Source organism: Roseivivax sediminis (genome assembly GCF_900112685.1).
In the GTDB taxonomy this organism is placed as follows: Bacteria; Pseudomonadota; Alphaproteobacteria; order Rhodobacterales; family Rhodobacteraceae; genus Roseivivax; species Roseivivax sediminis.
Map to the genome: position 1 here is coordinate 1 of NZ_FOMS01000005.1, position 16,822 is coordinate 16,822.

Genomic DNA, 16,822 nt, shown 5'->3' on the forward strand with positions numbered 1-16,822 from the left:
AGGCCACGCGAAAGATCTCCCGATCGCGGTACGAGCACGCGCGCCAGAAAGCCCGAGAGATCGCCAAGACCGATGCCTATGTCACTTCGGGATACGCCCGGAAGAAAGTCGAGATGCTCTTCGCTCACCTGAAGCGCATTCTTGGCCTCGACCGCCTTCGCCTCAGGGGACCAAATGGCGCCAAAGACGAGTTCCACATAGCCGCAACCGTCCAGAACCTCCGCAAACTCGCCAAGCTGAGGCCTTCAGTGGCCTGAGAAGTTGGCAGGACCGCAATGGCTATCCAGTCCACGGGAAAACTGAGGCGAGTTTTTCAACAACATCCGGACAAAGGGTGCATTCGCTGCGGATGCGCAGATGGCTGCTTCAGGTTTGGCGCACCGATAGGACATTGCAGCAGGTCGCGCCGGTTAGTCCGTATAGCTTTGGCAGGCATCAACTCCGTTGGCTGTCGAGGCAAGTAGCTGATCTGCATCACGGATGAGATCGGCGACCCGCCTGTCCGCCAGACGATACCGAACGAAGCGGCCTTTGCTGCGGCGACTGACCAGCCCGCATTCCAGCAGACAGCGCAGATGGTTCGAGACGTTGGGCTGACCCAAACCCGTATGCCCGACGATTTCCTGCACGTTGCGTTCGTCCGACACCAGCGCATCGAGGATCGTCAGACGGCTGGGATCGCTTAGGCCCCGGAAGAGCTTTGCCCGCAGTTCCAGTGTATCGGGTGCCGAAAGATCGTCTTGAATGTTTTGCGCTGTCATATCATTATCCACTGATACGTTAGCAGCGTACCTTTTCGCCCGCCACCACAAAAAGGATCGCACATGAGCCAGCCCGATAACAGCAAGTTGGCGACAGCCTCCTCCCCGATCCGAATGCGGGTGCAAGGCATGGACTGCGCGAAAGATGCCGCCGAGATCGAGCGCGCGGCCCGGTCTGCGGGCGTGGCCGAAGGCGACGTGAAAGTGTCCGCCGCCACCCACATCATGACATTGCGGATCGCGGACGGCGATCTGCCGAAAGTGCGGCCCGCGCTCGACGCGACCGGCTACGGTTTCGAGAAGATCGAGGACGGCGATACATCGTCCGATCCGGCCTACAAGGACCCGAGCTATCGCCGCGCGCTCTGGATCGTGGTCGCGCTCAATCTCGGATACGGCGTGGTCGAAATGTTCGGCGGGTTCTTGTCCGGTTCGCAGGCGCTGAAGGCAGACGCGCTCGATTTTCTGGGCGATGGTGCGATCACGTTTCTGGGCCTGCTCGCCATCGGCTGGAGCCTGACATGGCGGGCGCGGTCGGCGATGATCCAAGGCGTGTTTCTGGGCCTTCTGGGCCTTGGCGTTGTCGGCAGCACGCTCTGGCGTGTCCTCAACCAGACCACGCCAGAAGCCGGGTTGATGGGAGCCTTCGCGGTAGGTGCGCTGATCGTAAACATCCTCGCGGTGCTGCCGCTGCTAAAGCACCGCAAGGGTGATGCCAATATGCGAGCCGTCTGGCTGTTCTCTCGCAACGACGCCATCGGCAACCTCGCCGTGGTCATCGCCGCCGGGCTGGTCGCGTGGCTTGGCAGTGCATGGCCCGACCTGATCGTCGCGTTCGCGATCGCGGGGCTTTTCCTGCATTCGTCGTGGATGATCATCCGCGATGCCCGGAGTGACTTGGTGGAAGCTGACTAACTCCATCATGGTGCGACGCGCCGGACGAAAGCCGACATTCGCGCGCCCCGCAGCATCGGTGAGTCTGGGCTCGAAGAAGACTTTCGCCGCGCCTGGTGCGAAGGTCCGCATTGGGCCGGCCGTTACCGACCGGCCCGGCTTCTCAGAGCTCCACCGCTTCAGCGATGGCGAGCGCATCTTCGAGCTCGACACCGAGGTAGCGCACCGTGCTATCCATCTTCATATGGCCGAGCAGGAGTTGCACGGCGCGGAGGTTTCCAGTCTTGCGATATATCTGCGCCACCTTGGTTCGCCTCATGGAGTGAGTGCCATAGGCGCTTGGCTCGAGACCGATCGAAGTCACCCAGTCCCGCACGAGGCGGGCATATTGCCGTGTCGAGATATGTCGGCGTTCGTGAAAGCGCCCAGGCCAGAGGTGCTCAGACCCGATCATCAGCGGAGCCTCGAGCCAAGCCGCGACGGCTTTTCTCGTCCCCTCGGTGATTTCGAAGCTGACCGGCCTCCGGGTTTTGCTCTGGACGATCGAGGCGCGGCGCTTCACTTGTCCGGCCGCATAGACGTCGGCGACCTTCAGCTTCACCAGGTCGCATCCGCGCAACTTGCTGTCGATGGCGAGATTGAAGAGCGCCAGCTCGCGAGTCTGCTGTGCGATCTCGAGGCGCACCCGGATCGCCCATACATGCTGCGGTTCGAGCGGACGCTTCTGGCCGACGATGCGGCCCTTGTTCCAAGCGGGGCGGCAAGCGCGGATGGCTGGCAGGTTTGCAGTCTGCATGGTGGTTCCTCCGATCCACCACGCCCGCCACATCTTCGGCACCATGCCGACGGCCGAGCATAGCAAACCTGCTGTGCCGCCCGACGATTCCGCAGCTGGAGCCTGCCGCGCTGCCGCATGACCGCTTCGAGCCCATACTGACCGCGACACCGGATATGCAGTTCCCAAGTGCAGCAACGCGCGCCCCATCGAGGACGGCCCTTAGCTGCCGTTGTAAGATCGCGCAGCGAAAGGCTGCTGCTCGTTTCAGAACATCGAGCCGATATCGGAGGCTCCCGTCGGATAGGCCGCGGGCATCGACTTCACCTGTGCCGCCGTCAGCCCCAACTTGATCGCCAATGAGAAGACATTGATCAGCTCGGCGTAGTCTGGGCCGAACATGTGCGCGCCGAGCACCTTGCCATCCTTGCCGGTAATGACCTTCGCGCCCGCATGGCTTTCGCCAAGCCGCTTCTGTGAGAACCAGCCCGAGGTGTCGGTAAAGCTGACATCGACTTCGCCCCTTTCTCGCGCCTCCTCCTCGAGGAGACCAACCCGGGCCAACTCGGGGATGGTAAACACGACGCTCGGCACGCCGGTGTAGTCGGGCTCGGTGCGCTTGTCCTTCTGCATGTTGGATGCGGCGATCTTACCCTCGAAGACCGCCACGGGGGTCAGCGGCTTGCCGGGGGAGGCGGCGGCGTCGCCGGCCGCGAAGATGCGCGGGTTCGACGGGGATTGCAGCCAGCGCGTGACCTTCACGCCGTCCTGCTCGGGCTCGATGGCCGCGGCGGCGAGGTCGAGGTGGTCGATGGCGGGCACCCTTCCGGCGCCGTGGACGAAGAGGTCGGCCTCGATGGCATGGTTCTCGTCCCTCTTCCGGTAGACCACCCGGTGAGCTCCCTCCGCCTCCTCGATCCGCTCGATCGCGGCCTCGGGGATGATCTCGATCCCGGCCGCGCGGCTGCGCTCGATCAGCATGTCGACAAGATCGGGATCGAACATCTTCAATTGCCGCGCACCACGGTCGAGGATCGTCACCTCCGCCCCCGCCCGCGCCGCGATATGGGCGAACTCGAAGGAGATGTAGCCGCCGCCGACGAAGACGATCCGGCGCGGCAGCTCGGCGAGGTTCAGGAAGTCGGTGCTGTCGATCAGCTTTTCGGCGCCGGGAAAGTCCAGCGGCCGCGGCTTTGCTCCTGTAGCGATCAGCGCGTGGCGGAAGCCGATCTCGCCATGACCTTCGATCTCGATCCGGTCTTCGGCAATGAAGCGGGCGCGGCCATGCAGCGTTTGCACCCCGGCCTCCTTCAGCCCGCTTTCCATGTTCTCGGGCACCGGGTCAGTGAAGCTCTCCTTGTGCTTCATCAGCGCCGGCCAGTCGATACGGGTCTCGCCCGTGATACCTTTGCCGGTCAGCCGCTGCGCGGCCTCGACCGCCTCGGCCCCGGCGCGGAGCATCTTTTTCGGGTCGCAGCCCCTGAGCGCGCAGGTGCCGCCGTAGGGAAGCTCGTCGACAATGGCGACCGACCAGCCGGCCTTGCTGCATTTCTTCGCGGCGTTGATCCCGGCCATGCCGGCGCCGATGACGATCAGGTCAAGTGTTTCGGTCATACATGCTCCTCGTTTCTCAAGTGTTGGGCTGGGGGTGCTCTGGGCTTTTCAGCGGTATCTGCCCATGAAGCGCTCGCTCAGCCCCCAGATCGCCGCGGTGCCCCCGCCGACCGCGAGGCCGAGCCATTGCCATCCCTCGCCGCCCAACGGCACCAGCCCGGTGCCGTGGCCCAGCACTGGCAACGTCATTGCCAGCAGATAGGGCCCGGTGTAGCGGCAATGGACACGCCCGCAGCGTCGGGCGTTGAGCAGGCAGGCCCCGCCCATCCAGACCAGCGCCAAAAGCCAGATCACCGTCTTGGGGCCATCGGACAGCGGGATCGCCAGAAGCATGGCACCGAGGGGCGGCCACCAAGCGATGAAAGAGCCGCTGACCGAGCCAAGGAGATCGCGCGAAGACTTGTCACTCATGGGTCACCCTGCGCAGCAACTTAGCGCGGCCACGTCCTTCTCGAAGGTCTGGGCGGCAAGCTTCAGCCCCTCCACCGTGGTGAGATAGGGCATGATTGTGTCGCCCAGCTCCTCGTAGGTGAGCCCCGCCTTGAGCGCCATCGCTGCCGTCTGGATGCTGTCTGCGCCCTCGGGGGCGAGGATCTGCGCGCCCAACAGCCGCTTGCTGCCTACCTCCGCCACCAGCTTGATCAGCCCGCGCGTGTCTCGAGCGGCGAGCGCGCGCGGCACGGCGTCGAGCGGCAGGACCGAGGTGATCACCTTGTGCCCGGCGGCCCGGGCCTGCGCCTCGCTCAGCCCCACGCCCGCCACCTGCGGGTCGGAGAACACCACCCAGGGCATCGTGCCATTGTCATAGCTGCGCGCTTCGCCCGCCACCGCGTTGCGGGCGGCGAGCTTGGCGCTATAGGCCGCCATGTAGACGAACTGGTCGCGCCCGGTGACGTCGCCCGCCGCCCAGACATCCGGGTTGGCGGTGCGCATCTGCGCGTCGACGACGATCCCGCCACGCGGGTCAGTTTCGATCCCGGCGGCGCCGAGGTTCAAGCGATCGCTGTTAGCCACCCGGCCGGTAGCGAGCAGCAGCCGTTCGGCGTCGAAGCTCTCTCCGCCCGTTCCGGTCAGGCGGACACTGCCGCCGTCGCGCGCCACGCTCTCGTAGCCACTGACCCGCGCCAGGCGGATACCTTCCTCGGACAGGTAACCCTCCAAAGCATCGGAGACCTCGGGTTCGGCTTCCGGCAGCACGCCGCGGCGGCTGATCAGCGTCACTTCGACACCCGCACGAGCAAAGAGCTGCGCCAGTTCCACCCCGATATAGCCCGCGCCAAGAACCAGCATCGAGGCTGGCAGTTCGTCCATCTCCAGTGCCGAGGTGCTGTCGAGCGCGTCGACCGCCTCGATACCCGGGATCGCTGGCACATGTGGACGGGAACCGGTCGCAATGACGATCTTCGTTGCTGGAAGGGCCGTGCCGTCGACAGTGAGTTGGCCCTCGCCGTCGAAGCGGGCGCGGCCCTCTATGTAGTCGATGTTCTCGTGCTGCGGCAGAACGTCGGCATATTTCGCAACGCGCAACTCCTCCACCAGCGCCTGTTTCTGCGCCACTGTCGCGGCCCAATCGGTCACGCGGGCCTCGGCCCCGATGCCGTCGAAGCGGCTCGCGGCGCGGGCGTGATGCAAGCTTTCCACCGCGCGGATCAACGCCTTAGAAGGCACGCAGCCCACGTTGACGCATGTGCCGCCGATGGTTCCGTTGCCGATCAAGGCGACCCGCGCCCCGGCTTCGGCGGCGGTGATCGCGGCCGAGAATCCCGCCGATCCGGCGCCGATCACGGCGAGGTCGTAGGCGCCGCCCTTGGGGGTGCAGCAATCTCTCATGTCAGTCTCTCTTCAGTTGATGCGTTGGCGCCGCCAAAGCGCGTAGAGGGTGATGCCGAGGAACAGCGCAAGCGCAGGCAGGAGCACGAAGTCGAGCCAGCCAAGCACGGCCGACAGCCCGACCGCGCCCAGCAGGATCACGAGGATCGGCGTGAAGCAGCACAGCGCCGCGATAACAGTGCCGATCAGCCCGTATTTCAGAAGGCGGTCGTTTTTGCCCGAGGGTGTCTGGGGTTGGGTCACGATCCGCCCCCGGCGACGAGAGACGCTCCGTAACCGACGCCGGTCACAGCCGCGATCAAGGCTTCGGGATCAATGACGGCGTCGTCATATTGCAGCAGGTAAGTGCCGTCCTTGGCCCCGCCCTCGGTGAACTCGGCGATCTTGACGGTTTCTACTTTTTTTAGAGCGCTGGCGACGATGTAGCTACATGAAGGGCAGGTTAGCCCGGTGACGTGCAGCCTGGTCTCGGCCTCGTCCGCCAGCGACATCGCAGGGGCCAGCATCAGAGCTGTGGCAAGAAGGGTTTTTTTCATCGGAATCTCCGTATCAGAAGGTCAAAATGCGCGGGGCGACGTGGGGGAAAACCAAGGCCAGCAGCACGACGGCCAATGCGCTCCAAAGAAGCGTCCGCATCACCCCGCGGTCCACCGGACGGGCGCAGGCACCAGTGCCGCATTCGACTGTGGACATCGGGCGATAGGCCTTCCAGAAGCCGTAGCCGAGTGCGGCGGCAGCGAGGGAGAAGGTGACCCATTTGTAGGCGTAAAGCGCCGTGAGCTGGCCGATGAACACGCCGGTGACGCCGAGGCTGACAAGCACCAGCGGCAGGATGCAACAGGAGGTCATTGCCAATGCGCCAAGCACACCTGCGCCCGTGGCGGCCCATCCAGCCCTGTCCGGTTGGTCTCCGGCCTGTCGCTCGGTCTCAGTCATCTCGCTCATCGCTTCACCGTGGTTGCCGCTTGATGACAGGCAAGATAGGGTCTGTAGCGACTACAGGATCAAGGGGTTTTCTCATGTCCGACGATCACGCCATCGCGAGCGAGCTGAAGCGCTCCGACCTTGCGCGCCTGACCGGCTGCAATCTCGAGACGATCCGCTACTACGAGAACGTGGGCCTGATGCCCGATCCGCCGCGCACGGAGTCGGGCCATCGCCGCTACGGCGCACCTCATGTGGAACGGCTGAACTTCGTAATGCGCGCCCGGGATCTGGGCTTCACCATGGAGGAGATCCGCGGCCTGCTGTCCCTCGTCGATCGCGGTAGCCATACCTGCGCCGAGGTCGAACGAATGGGACGTCACCACCTCGACGTGGTCCGCGCGAAGATCCGCGACCTCCAGACGATCGAAGCCATTCTCGCCGGAACGATCGCACGCTGCACCGGCACCGACACCCCTGACTGCCCGTTGCTCGATGTTCTCAGCGAGGGCCAGGCCGTTCCAGAACGAGTAGTGAGGGCGTCCGAATAGCTGCCGTTCATGGGAGGTGCAGCGAAGGTCGGCTCTCCGCCCACTCTTGCGATGGCATGCGCTGTCGCGGCGGCTGCGAAGCATGCGCAGCCAACTACAGGAAGGTCCGCAGAGCCGATCGACACGATCTGCGGATACCCCCGGTTCTTTTTGTCACTCTGCGATCGGAACCATCTCCTGCAAAACAGGAGATGCCCATGCTTCCCTTCACGCGATTTCACGCCGCGACGCTCCTCGACCTGCACACTTGGTCGACGCTTTCGCGCAACGAGGTGCGCCCCTTCCTTGCCCGGTTCGCCATTGAACCGCTCGGTCGAAAATTCCCGATGCTGAGAGTTTATGAGCAACTGCTCGGCGTAACCCCATCGGATCCCCTCGAAGACGACATGCTCGGCCGGGGCCTGGTGCGAGCAACGAAGGCAGCGGAGTGGTTCGGTGTCTCCGGCGACGTTCTCCTGGACCAGCTCCGCGCGCCCGGCAATTCATACCCCCCGCTCTACGCGTTGGGGCCGAAGCGAAATCTGATGCTGAGGGCGCAGGTCGAGCAGCTTCTGGCGAGCCCCAGAAACGCATTTCATGGCCTGGACCCGATCCCTGGACATGCTCTGCCCGCCTCGCGCCTGGCGCGGACCCTCGGGGTTCCGCAAGCCCGGATCGACGCGATGCTCGCGGACAAGGACGTTCTGCCCGCGCGCATCATCAGCCGGGGACGCGTCCGCTACATCCTCTCGGACGTGGCGCACAGGCTCGCGTCCTCAGGTGAGGACCGCGTCACGGAGGAAGACCCCCGGGCCGAGGAGACAATCGAAGACGGCTCGGAAGTCGCGCCTGGCGCCACCGTCGGCGCGCCTGACGGCCTGTTCGCGGAGACCACGGCCCGCGCTGCCGCCCAAGCCGAAACGCAGCTCTCCTGCACAGGATCCGGCGCAAATGCACGCCGAGGCGATGGCCTGCACGGTGCGCCGGTCGAGGCGAAACTGTCGGGAACATAAGGCGTCGCTTAGTTCCCGGATATTTCGACTCGAGTGCACATTTTCGCTTCGTGTGCACGCCAAGCGACCAATCTCCTCAATGAACCAGATGAAAGGAAATCCCTTGGTTCCCAAGACCAAATACCAAAGCCGCATCGTTGCGAACCCGCTCGCCCAGACGCCATTCACGCTTCGGGAAGTGTTCGAGCACGAACCCGATCAGCGCCTACAGTCCGCCCTGCGCCGGCTCGAAACCGTCCTCGACAGGCCCCTCGAGAAGATTCCCGCGGACATCGACTGGTTCGATGCGCACTTTCCGAGCGGCGGCTTCGACGGTGCCAAGGCACCCTGGACCAGTGCCCAAGCCTACCAAGCTTGGCGCAGCGCCGTCCGCCGCGCCATCCGGAGGTACATCTTCGCGCTCGGCACGTCCGTCATGCGGATCCGTCACGTCCAGGCGAGCCTTCTCTCCCGGACGAATGCGCCCCCCCACTCCCCGATCCCGGCAGCCCAGCTTCTCGGGCACACTGGCGTCAAGCGCACCAGGGCCCTTTACGCGAATTTCCGCAAAACCGCAGCCGCACCTAAGTCCGACTGAGCCCCGAAATCGCGCGGCCGTCCGGAACGTCGGCCGCCTCCCTACAACCCGATAAGGAATACCGAATGGGTTTTTTCTCAGATGCCTCGCAGGTCGCCACGGCCGTTGCAGTGCCTACCTCAAAAACCATGCAAACGGTGTTCGACGAGACCGTCAACGAAACCGAACGCAACCGTATTGCGCGGGTGGCCGAGTATTTCAACGCACCACTTTCGACCCTGGATGGCGACGAGGTCGACCTCCTGGCCTGGTTCGACGCAAATTTTCCGTCGCTCAAGCAGATCGGTGCCGGACCGTTGCCGGGTGCAGGTCGGAACTTCTGGAAGTCGAAGGGCAGCTATGGCAAGTGGCGCGAGGTCGTCCGCCGCCGGATCAGGACCACCCTTGGTCTCGTCGCTGCGAAGATGGCATTGCGGGAGCGCATCGACGGCTGGACCCCTTTCCTGGCCCTCCTGGAAGATCTCTCGAAAGACCACGGTCCGGTGCATCCCGGAACCTTTGGCTCGATCCGCACCTTTTCCGACCGCGCAAGAGCGGCCGGTATCGACCCGATGGATCTGACCCCTGACATCGTTCCGCCCTTCCTGGATCAAATGCCCGCCCACGAGCGAGACGCGTCGGCAACAGCTCTCAGAGCGCTTGCCCGCCACCGCGTCTTCCCACAGATCGCAGCACATCTGCCACCGGACTTCGACACGGACTACCTCGTTCCGACGGCCCGCACACCCGTGCCCGCCTCCGTGCGCAAAATGATCGCCGAGATGGTGGAAGCGGCACGCTACGACCAGAGCACCTATGATGATGTCTCCGAGAGTTGCACCGAGAATTTCAACGCGCAAACGGCCGAGACCTACCGCGCCGCCTTGGTCGCACTGGCCCGGGCCGCACAGGAAACCGGCGTTGTGGACCTGGCGTCGTTGAACTGTCTCGACTCGCTGTTCGAGACCCCGGTTCGCATCGCCGCCATCCGACATTGGATCGACCAGTCCGAAACGGATGCCGGGTTCAGTCTTCGGAGCGCCGCAGATTACGTCCGCATCGTCGCCCAAATCGGCAAGGCTAATGGCCTCAAGACCAAGAAGTGGCTGAAGAACTTGAAGAAGAATCCGCACCTGCAGGAGGGACATGCGTCGGGCGAGAAGATGTCCCCCAAAAACAGGACCTTCTGCGAGGACCTCATCCATAATCCAACCGATGTCCGGACCTTTCTCCGGCAGCACGTGCTCTACCAGGAGCGAGCGAAGGACATCCTCGCGACGGACAAGGTCTTGACCAAAACGCAACTGCGCGATGCTCGGCGGCTTGCCACCTGCGCCGCCTTCTCCGCGCTGGCAATCCGTGGCGCCGGCCTGCGGAAAGGCAGTGCGCTGGCTGCAGAGTGTAGCGGCACCGGGCAGAATTTTTTCCGCAAGGCGATGGGCGAGAACAAATTCTTCGAACTGAGGATCCCCATCAAGGACATGAAAGGCGAGTATGTTGAGCTGCCCCCCATCCACATCCGGGATGACAAGTATTGCGGCTATGAGGTGCTCGATTGGTATCTGACCACAGCGCGGCCGCTCTTCGACTTCGCGAACAAGGACTATTGTAAAAAGAAAAAATGCGCGAGGGCTTCTCATCTGTTCGTTTCGGAGCGATCCGCGCGCCCCCTGTCCGGGTCCATGCTCTACAAATGGCTAACCCGAAGCAGCGCAGAGATCGGCCTGCCGATGTTCCCGCACAATTTCCGGCATGGCTTCGCAACGCTGCTGCTCGCGCGGAATTGGAGCAACCGAGGGCGGGCAGCCGCGTATCTCGGCTGCTCGGTCGGCGTGCTCGACACCTATTACGGGTGGATCGACAAGCGGCAGAAGCTCGAGGAAGTGCAGGATCTCCTGGCGGAGGCTCTGGCCGGAAAATGACCCGTCATGTCATCCTCGCAAAGCCGCACTGGCAACCCAACGCGGCTTCTCCCATCCTGCTGGGCATGCCGCTCGCGGAGTTGCAGGCACTCGACAGCCTGGTCGAGTTCATGATCGAACATGGCTGCGCGGAACTCACGCCGTCCGACTGCCGGGTCTGGGCTCGCCTCAATGACGGCGCCGCCGCCATCGGCAATGCCGTCGCGGCAATGATCAAGACCGACGGTCCCGAAGCCCTGCCGCTTGCGTCCCTGCGTGCGGCAGAACAGTCCCTGACCGCTTGCACGCGCTTCGCCGGAATCTCGCGTGAGCCGCGTCGCGACTATGAACGGACCATCTCACTCTATCCAGAAGACCTTCCGGCGGAATGGCAACAGCACCTGGCCCGGATCCGGGACCGCAGAGAAGATGGCGAAATCAAGCTGGTGCCGGATCTCTACGACCGCATGACCCGGAAGCTCTGCCAATACGGCTGGTATCTGCGGGAAAGCGGGCTGGCGCAGGACTTCGAAATAGCCTCGCTCCGAAAATTCTATACCTATGAGACGACGAGAATTTCCGCCCGGGGCGCGCCACTGAGCACCTCAACCATCATCGCGACATTCGCCGATCTCAGGGACTTCCTCCGGCTCTCGAAGGCCTACCCGAAGCCCCTGATCAAGCAAATCGACAAGCTTCTCCAGAAGCTGCGGGACCGGGCCAGCGTCGAGACGGCGCAGAAGTTCGCAGCCCTCGCCGCGATCGATATCACGACGATTCATCCGCGCGCCGAAGCAGTCCTCGCAGAGATCGTAAAGCAAACCAACCCGGCAAGGCGAGCCATCAAGCGCAATAGAGCCATGGCAATCGCGGTGCCGCCGCTGACCCCGCTCCGCCGCGAATGGCATGATCTCAGGTTCGGCCGGGACCTGGTCTGGACCGAGGGCCGTTACCGCCTCCGGGACTACAAGCTCCGCAAGACCCGGCATCGTCCCGGCCGAGAGGAATACCCCGGTTCGGTGCATCCGAGCGTATGTCATTTCGTCGACGCCCGCCTGCTTCAGGATGATGACCCGAAATATCTCGATACCTTTCGCGAGATCGCCGAGCAGCACGAATGGCCGCTATTCGTCCATCCCGACGGCACGCCCGTTGCCGAGAATTACGTGTCGCAGGTCTGGTCCTCGGAGTTCGGAACCGGCGCTCACATTTGCAGGTCCATCGTCTACGACGTGGTGTTCGCCATCAGCGAGGACGCGACGCTGGCCGGCATGTTGATGAATGACCACACCTCGCAGCAGGCGCGGAAGAAATACACCGGCGACCGCGCCAAACAGGCCTCCCTCGCAGCCGCCGGAAAGGAGATCGACGACATCTTCGATGCCTACAATGGATGACGTGGAGACTCCGCGCGATACCGCAACGCAGATTGTAGACGAGACAGTCCGGGTGCCGTCACGCTCGCCGTCAGCCGCACGACCAGAAACCCCGGTAGCCTGCAGTCAGCCCCGCATCGAGGGCGAAGGTCAGTTCCGCGTTCCCCCGCCAGTCCGCGTCGTCTCCGAGCGGCCGAACCTCAATCTCCATGCCATCGGAGGCAAAGCCGGCCTTGCCATCGGACGATTGCAGACCGACAAGGACACCATTGAGCTTGGTCACGGCTTCGCCGTCCGGTCCGGACCACAGGATGGGGTCGGCCTCGGGACTGCGGTTGAAGCGGCATGCGCCCGGCGCGTCGATGACCCGGCTCGCCTCCTCCTCGGGGAGCGGCGAAAGGTCAAGTTTGGAAATCAGGGTGTTGTTCAGGGCGTCCTCGACGCTGCCCGGTTCGGCGGCGGGGTCTTCGTAGATGTCGTTGACCAGGTTGCCGCCGGAGACATCCGCGATCAGATGGCGCATCTGTGCGATCTCCTTGCGCTGCGCGGCGATGATCTCGTCGGCGAGCTTGCGCACGCGCGCGTCCTCGATCCCGGCCCGCTCCGACGTCATGACCGCGATGGAATGGTGCGGGATCATCGCACGCATGTAGCTGGGCCCGCTGACGGTGACCTGGCTGCGCACCAGCCAGAGAGATCCGGCAAAGACGACCGCCGCGCCAAGAAAGATGGCGATGTTCAGCGCTTTGCTCGAATACATTGCCAGCATGAAGGACAGCATCACGATGGCCATCGTTGTCCCCATCAGGATGGCCATGTAGGCGCGCGTCTCGGAAAAGAAGAGATGCTCCCACGCGTAGGTGTTCAGATACATCAGGACGAACATGATGATCGTCGAAGTCGCGATCATCAGACCAAACCGAATATAGGACATGTCGCCTCCTCAATTGCCTTTAATTGAGTGTGAAACAACACTCCCGCGCTGGAGGGTTCCCCTTGTCGAACCTCGGGCCGGGTCTGGGACCGACGGCTCAAACCCGTCGGAGCACAGCGAACTCGAAGTTTTGGGTTACCCCTCCCGGCGTCTCGTGCCGGTGCCTTCGCGTGTCCAGGAGCGAGAACTCAGGTGCGAAGAAGTCCGACAGATCGTCCGCGGACCAGCGCCTCACCGGCAGGCCGCTGCACCGCTCGGGGCCGTCTGGCGCGAAGGTGCCTATGATCGCCACGGATCCGGGCACGGTGGCCGCCAGCATCGCCCGGCGATAGGCCTCCTGGCCGGACTCCGACACGAGGAAGTGCATCACCGCCCGATCATGCCAGACATCCCAGTGACGGGCCGGCTTCCAAGTAGTGACGTCGGCCACGATGAAACCGACCCGATCCGCCAAGGAGGCGAGGCGCTTTCTCGTCCGCGCGAGCGCCGATTCGGAGATATCCAGGATCGACAGGTCGCGATAGCCTGACGCCAAGAGCGCATCCGCAAGGCGCGAAGCCCCGCCGCCGATGTCGATGACCGATGCCGCGTTGCCGCCGCCGTGGCGCTCTATCAGATCAAGGCTTGGCTGCGGCACCGCCTGGAACCAGGACACGGCCTCTTCTTCGCGCGACTCGTAGACCGCATCCCAGTGCGCTCTGTCCCCGGTTCCCGTCAGCGGACTCCCTCTGATGCACTGGCCGCCTCTTCCGGAACATCCTTCGCCAGGTCCTCCAGAATCGGGCAATCCGGGCGGTGGTCGCCCGCGCAGGCATGGATCAGGTGACCAAGCGTCGTGCGCATCGACTGGAGTTGCGCGATCTTGTCGTCGATCTGGTGCAGGTGCTCTTCCGCGACGCGCTTGACCTGCCCGCTCTCGCGGCTCTCGTCCTCGTAGAGGGCGATCAGGGTGCGGCAGTCCTCGATGGTGAAGCCCAGCGCGCGGGCGCGGCCGAGGAAGGCCAGCTTGTGCAGGTCCTGTTCGCGGAACCGGCGATAGCCGTTCTCGCCGCGCTGCGGGCGGATCAGGCCGATCTCCTCGTAGTAGCGGATCGTCTTGGCGGGCAGGCCCGAGCGTTGGGCGACGTCTCCGATGTTCATGGCAGTCCTCCTTTCACTCTGCGGGCGCGTGCGCCGCGTGGGCGGCCGGGCGTGCTATGGCGCGCTCGTCCATGGCGGGCGCGATGCGGCGCAGGCGCAGCGCGTTGGTCAGCACGAAGACCGACGAAAGCGCCATGGCCCCGGCGGCCAGCATCGGCGAGAGCAGCAGGCCGAAGGCCGGGTAGAGCACGCCTGCCGCGACCGGGATCAGCGCGGTGTTGTAGCCGAAGGCCCAGAACAGGTTCTCGCGGATGTTGCGCATGGTGCGGGTCGAGACCTCGAAGGCGTTGACCACGCCGCGCAGGTCGCCGGACATGAGCACCACGTCGGCGGACTCGATCGCCACGTCCGTGCCGGTGCCGATGGCGATGCCGACGTCGGCATGCGCCAGCGCGGGCGCGTCGTTGATGCCGTCGCCGACGAAGGCGACCTGGCGGTGCCCCTCGCGCAGCTCATCGAGCGCGGCGACCTTGCCGTCGGGCAGGACGCCCGCGATGACATGGTCGATGCCAGTCTCGCGCGCGATGGCCTCTGCCGTCTCGCGTTTGTCGCCGGTGATCATCGCGACGGTCAGGCCCTTGTCATGCAGCGCGGCGATGGCGGCGCGGCTGGCGGGCTTCACGGGGTCGGCCACGCCGATGACCGCGGCGATGCGGCCGTCGATGGCGGCAAAGAGCGCGGTGCGGCCGCGGCTGGCAAGCTCGGTCTCGCGCGCCGCGAGCGCGCCGGTCTCGATGCCCTCGCGGGCCATCAGGCGGTCGGCGCCGACCAGCACCTCGGCGCCGTCCACCGTGGCGCGGACGCCGTGGCCGGTGACGGAGGTGAAATCCGTGGCCTCGGCGCGCGGGGCGCCCTCTGCCCGGGCGGCGCGGACGACGGCCTCGGCGATGGGGTGCTCGGAGCGCGACTCGACCGCCGCGACCTTCGACAGCACGTCGGCCCGGTCGACCCCCTCGGCCAGCACGAGGTCGGTCATCTCGGGCCGTCCCTCGGTCACGGTGCCGGTCTTGTCGAGCGCCACGACGCCCACGGAGGCGAGCTGCTGCAGCGCGTTACCCTTGCGGAAGAGGACGCCCATCTCGGCGGCGCGGCCGGTGCCGACCATGATCGAGGTCGGCGTCGCGAGGCCCATGGCGCAGGGGCATGCGATGATGAGAACCGAGACCCCGGCCACCAGCGCCAGCGTCACCGCGGGCGACGGGCCGAAGACCAGCCAGACCAGCACGGTCAGCAGCGCCGCCGACATGACGGCGGGCACGAACCACAGGGTGATGCGGTCGACCAGCCCCTGGATCGGCAGCTTGGCGCCCTGCGCCTCCTCGACCATGCGGATGATCTGCGACAGCGTGGTGTCGGCGCCGACGCGGGTGGCGCGGAAGGTCAGGCTGCCCGCGCCGTTCACGGTGCCGCCGGTGATGGCATCGCCCGGGCCCTTCTCGGCCGGGACCGGCTCGCCGGTGAGCATGCTTTCGTCGACGTGGCTGGAGCCCTCGGTGACCTCGCCGTCCACGGCGATGCGCTCGCCCGGCCGCACGAGGACCATGTCGCCGGTCGCGAGGTCATCGACCGAGACCTCGACGCTTTCGCCGTCGCGCAGGACGCGGGCGGTGCGGACCTGCAGGCCCAGCAGCTTGCGGATCGCCGCGCCGGTGCGGCCCTTGGCGCGCGCCTCGAGGAAGCGCCCGAGCAGGATCAGCACGACGATGACGGCGGCGGCCTCGAAGTAGACGGCGCGCACCGCCTCGGGGAGCAGCGCCGGAAGGAAGGTCGCCACGACCGAGTAGAGGTAGGCCGCCCCGGTGCCCACGGCGACGAGGCTGTTCATGTCGGGCGCGCCCTTGAGCAGCGCCGGGATGCCCTTGCGGTAGAACATGCGCCCGGGGCCCGCGAGGACCAGCGTGGTCAGCACGAACTGCAGCACCCAGCTGGTCTGCTGGCCGATGGTCGCGTCGATCCAGTGGTGCACGGCGGGAAGGACGTGCCCGCCCATCTCGACCAGGAAGACCGGCAGGGCGAGCGCGGCGGCGAGCGCCGTCTGGCGCAGGAGGCCGCGCGCCTCCTCTTCCTTGCGGGCGCCGCGGTCCTCGCCGCCGGAGGCCTCGGCCACCGTGGCGGGGTAGCCCATCTCGGCGCTGGCGGCGGTCAGGTCAGAGGGCGTGACCGCGCCCTCGGCGTAGGTCACCGTCGCGGTTTCCGAGGCGAGGTTCACGTTCACTTCGAGCACGCCCGGCACGGCCTCGAGCGCCTTGTCGACGCGACCCACGCAGGAGGCGCAGGACATCGACTCGACGTTCAGCGTCACCTTCGCCCGGCGCGCCGGGTAGCCCAGGTCGTCGAGCGCCTCGACCGCTGCGCCTACACGCGCGGGATCGTCGACGGTCATGCGGGCGGTTTCCGAGGCGAGGTTGACCGAGACGTCATGGACCCCCTCCAGCGCCGCCAGGCCACGATCCACGCGCCCCACGCAGGAGGCGCAGGACATACCCTCGACGGAGAGAGTGACGGGCGTTGGTTCGGGCATGACGGCCTCCTTCATTCCTCTTGGCTGCCCCTCATGTGGGGCCTCCAGTCACT

The 16,822-nt window shown here is 65.2% G+C and carries 19 protein-coding genes; 7 read left to right on the plus strand and 12 right to left on the minus strand.

The window, feature by feature from the left end; all coding sequences use genetic code 11:
* On the plus strand, window positions 1-257 hold a 257-nt coding region (locus F3H57_RS08875), incomplete at its 5' end, for a transposase (RefSeq protein ID WP_149755560.1).
* 153 nt (window positions 258-410) lie between these two features.
* On the opposite strand, the gene F3H57_RS08880 is transcribed toward F3H57_RS08875, so the two are convergent.
* Window positions 411-761, minus strand: a complete 351-nt coding sequence (locus F3H57_RS08880) for an ArsR/SmtB family transcription factor (protein WP_007803330.1) — start codon at window positions 759-761, stop codon at window positions 411-413.
* Window positions 762-824: 63 nt separating this feature from the next.
* Here F3H57_RS08880 and F3H57_RS08885 point away from each other — a divergent pair, with 63 nt between their 5' ends.
* Window positions 825-1,676 carry a cation diffusion facilitator family transporter gene (locus F3H57_RS08885; RefSeq protein ID WP_007803328.1) on the plus strand — a complete coding sequence of 284 codons (852 nt, stop codon included), beginning with the start codon at window positions 825-827 and terminating at the stop codon, window positions 1,674-1,676.
* 142 nt (window positions 1,677-1,818) lie between these two features.
* On the opposite strand, the gene F3H57_RS08890 is transcribed toward F3H57_RS08885, so the two are convergent.
* The 7 genes from F3H57_RS08890 to F3H57_RS08920 all read right to left on the minus strand — a co-directional run bounded on the left by F3H57_RS08890 (window position 1,819) and on the right by F3H57_RS08920 (window position 6,819).
* Complete coding sequence (locus F3H57_RS08890) at window positions 1,819-2,451, minus strand: tyrosine-type recombinase/integrase (RefSeq protein WP_149755561.1); 633 nt, start codon at window positions 2,449-2,451, stop codon at window positions 1,819-1,821.
* Between the two features lie 246 nt (window positions 2,452-2,697).
* Window positions 2,698-4,044, minus strand: coding sequence for a dihydrolipoyl dehydrogenase family protein (locus tag F3H57_RS08895; protein ID WP_149755562.1), 1,347 nt, complete (start codon window positions 4,042-4,044; stop codon window positions 2,698-2,700).
* A 48-nt stretch (window positions 4,045-4,092) separates the two neighbouring features.
* Complete coding sequence (locus tag F3H57_RS08900) at window positions 4,093-4,455, minus strand: hypothetical protein (protein WP_149755563.1); 363 nt, start codon at window positions 4,453-4,455, stop codon at window positions 4,093-4,095.
* A gap of 3 nt (window positions 4,456-4,458) precedes the next feature.
* The gene (gene merA / locus F3H57_RS08905; protein WP_149755564.1) at window positions 4,459-5,874 is read right to left on the minus strand and encodes a mercury(II) reductase; all 1,416 of its coding nucleotides are present in this window, start codon (window positions 5,872-5,874) and stop codon (window positions 4,459-4,461) included.
* Between the two features lie 12 nt (window positions 5,875-5,886).
* Window positions 5,887-6,117 (minus strand): mercury resistance system transport protein MerF, encoded by a 231-nt coding sequence (gene merF, locus F3H57_RS08910; RefSeq protein ID WP_149755565.1) that lies wholly within the window; start codon window positions 6,115-6,117, stop codon window positions 5,887-5,889.
* Window positions 6,114-6,410, minus strand: coding sequence for a heavy-metal-associated domain-containing protein (locus F3H57_RS08915; protein ID WP_149755566.1), 297 nt, complete (start codon window positions 6,408-6,410; stop codon window positions 6,114-6,116). The genes merF and F3H57_RS08915 overlap by 4 nt, the downstream gene beginning before the upstream one ends.
* 13 nt (window positions 6,411-6,423) lie before the next feature.
* Window positions 6,424-6,819 (minus strand): mercuric transporter MerT family protein, encoded by a 396-nt coding sequence (locus tag F3H57_RS08920; RefSeq protein ID WP_149755567.1) that lies wholly within the window; start codon window positions 6,817-6,819, stop codon window positions 6,424-6,426.
* A 74-nt stretch (window positions 6,820-6,893) separates the two neighbouring features.
* Here F3H57_RS08920 and F3H57_RS08925 point away from each other — a divergent pair, with 74 nt between their 5' ends.
* The 5 genes from F3H57_RS08925 to F3H57_RS08945 all read left to right on the plus strand — a co-directional run bounded on the left by F3H57_RS08925 (window position 6,894) and on the right by F3H57_RS08945 (window position 12,195).
* On the plus strand, window positions 6,894-7,349 hold the full coding sequence (locus F3H57_RS08925; protein ID WP_149755568.1) for a MerR family transcriptional regulator: 456 nt from the start codon (window positions 6,894-6,896) through the stop codon (window positions 7,347-7,349).
* A gap of 197 nt (window positions 7,350-7,546) precedes the next feature.
* A complete protein-coding gene (locus F3H57_RS08930; protein ID WP_149755569.1) occupies window positions 7,547-8,341 on the plus strand; it encodes a hypothetical protein in 795 nt (264 codons plus the stop codon).
* 103 nt (window positions 8,342-8,444) lie between these two features.
* Window positions 8,445-8,918, plus strand: coding sequence for a hypothetical protein (locus F3H57_RS08935; RefSeq protein ID WP_149755570.1), 474 nt, complete (start codon window positions 8,445-8,447; stop codon window positions 8,916-8,918).
* Between the two features lie 65 nt (window positions 8,919-8,983).
* Window positions 8,984-10,819 carry a site-specific integrase gene (locus F3H57_RS08940; RefSeq protein ID WP_149755571.1) on the plus strand — a complete coding sequence of 612 codons (1,836 nt, stop codon included), beginning with the start codon at window positions 8,984-8,986 and terminating at the stop codon, window positions 10,817-10,819.
* Window positions 10,816-12,195 (plus strand): hypothetical protein, encoded by a 1,380-nt coding sequence (locus F3H57_RS08945; RefSeq protein WP_149755572.1) that lies wholly within the window; start codon window positions 10,816-10,818, stop codon window positions 12,193-12,195. Before F3H57_RS08940 ends, F3H57_RS08945 begins: the two co-directional genes overlap by 4 nt.
* 70 nt (window positions 12,196-12,265) lie before the next feature.
* Here the strand turns inward: F3H57_RS08945 and F3H57_RS08950 are convergent, their stop codons facing one another.
* The 4 genes from F3H57_RS08950 to F3H57_RS08965 form a co-directional block, all read right to left on the minus strand.
* Complete coding sequence (locus F3H57_RS08950) at window positions 12,266-13,108, minus strand: DUF305 domain-containing protein (protein ID WP_149755573.1); 843 nt, start codon at window positions 13,106-13,108, stop codon at window positions 12,266-12,268.
* 97 nt (window positions 13,109-13,205) lie between these two features.
* Window positions 13,206-13,763 carry a class I SAM-dependent methyltransferase gene (locus tag F3H57_RS08955; protein WP_223163021.1) on the minus strand — a complete coding sequence of 186 codons (558 nt, stop codon included), beginning with the start codon at window positions 13,761-13,763 and terminating at the stop codon, window positions 13,206-13,208.
* 59 nt (window positions 13,764-13,822) lie between these two features.
* On the minus strand, window positions 13,823-14,248 hold the full coding sequence (cueR, locus tag F3H57_RS08960) for a Cu(I)-responsive transcriptional regulator (RefSeq protein ID WP_149755574.1): 426 nt from the start codon (window positions 14,246-14,248) through the stop codon (window positions 13,823-13,825).
* 13 nt (window positions 14,249-14,261) lie between these two features.
* A complete protein-coding gene (locus F3H57_RS08965) occupies window positions 14,262-16,769 on the minus strand; it encodes a heavy metal translocating P-type ATPase (RefSeq protein WP_149755575.1) in 2,508 nt (835 codons plus the stop codon).
* Between the last annotated feature and the right edge of the window lie 53 nt (window positions 16,770-16,822).

Bases quoted from the DNA above. Each gene is read 5' to 3' on its own strand.
- F3H57_RS08895 (WP_149755562.1), bottom strand. From the start codon at position 4,044: ATGACCGAAACACTTGACCTGATCGTCATCGGCGCCGGCATGGCCGGG.
- F3H57_RS08880 (WP_007803330.1), bottom strand. From the start codon at position 761: ATGACAGCGCAAAACATTCAAGACGATCTTTCGGCACCCGATACACTG.
- F3H57_RS08925 (WP_149755568.1), top strand. From the start codon at position 6,894: ATGTCCGACGATCACGCCATCGCGAGCGAGCTGAAGCGCTCCGACCTT.
- F3H57_RS08890 (WP_149755561.1), bottom strand. From the start codon at position 2,451: ATGCAGACTGCAAACCTGCCAGCCATCCGCGCTTGCCGCCCCGCTTGG.
- F3H57_RS08940 (WP_149755571.1), top strand. From the start codon at position 8,984: ATGGGTTTTTTCTCAGATGCCTCGCAGGTCGCCACGGCCGTTGCAGTG.
- F3H57_RS08950 (WP_149755573.1), bottom strand. From the start codon at position 13,108: ATGTCCTATATTCGGTTTGGTCTGATGATCGCGACTTCGACGATCATC.
- F3H57_RS08920 (WP_149755567.1), bottom strand. From the start codon at position 6,819: ATGAGCGAGATGACTGAGACCGAGCGACAGGCCGGAGACCAACCGGAC.
- F3H57_RS08900 (WP_149755563.1), bottom strand. From the start codon at position 4,455: ATGAGTGACAAGTCTTCGCGCGATCTCCTTGGCTCGGTCAGCGGCTCT.
- cueR (WP_149755574.1), bottom strand. From the start codon at position 14,248: ATGAACATCGGAGACGTCGCCCAACGCTCGGGCCTGCCCGCCAAGACG.
- F3H57_RS08945 (WP_149755572.1), top strand. From the start codon at position 10,816: ATGACCCGTCATGTCATCCTCGCAAAGCCGCACTGGCAACCCAACGCG.
- F3H57_RS08915 (WP_149755566.1), bottom strand. From the start codon at position 6,410: ATGAAAAAAACCCTTCTTGCCACAGCTCTGATGCTGGCCCCTGCGATG.
- F3H57_RS08885 (WP_007803328.1), top strand. From the start codon at position 825: ATGAGCCAGCCCGATAACAGCAAGTTGGCGACAGCCTCCTCCCCGATC.
- merA (WP_149755564.1), bottom strand. From the start codon at position 5,874: ATGAGAGATTGCTGCACCCCCAAGGGCGGCGCCTACGACCTCGCCGTG.
- F3H57_RS08965 (WP_149755575.1), bottom strand. From the start codon at position 16,769: ATGCCCGAACCAACGCCCGTCACTCTCTCCGTCGAGGGTATGTCCTGC.
- F3H57_RS08930 (WP_149755569.1), top strand. From the start codon at position 7,547: ATGCTTCCCTTCACGCGATTTCACGCCGCGACGCTCCTCGACCTGCAC.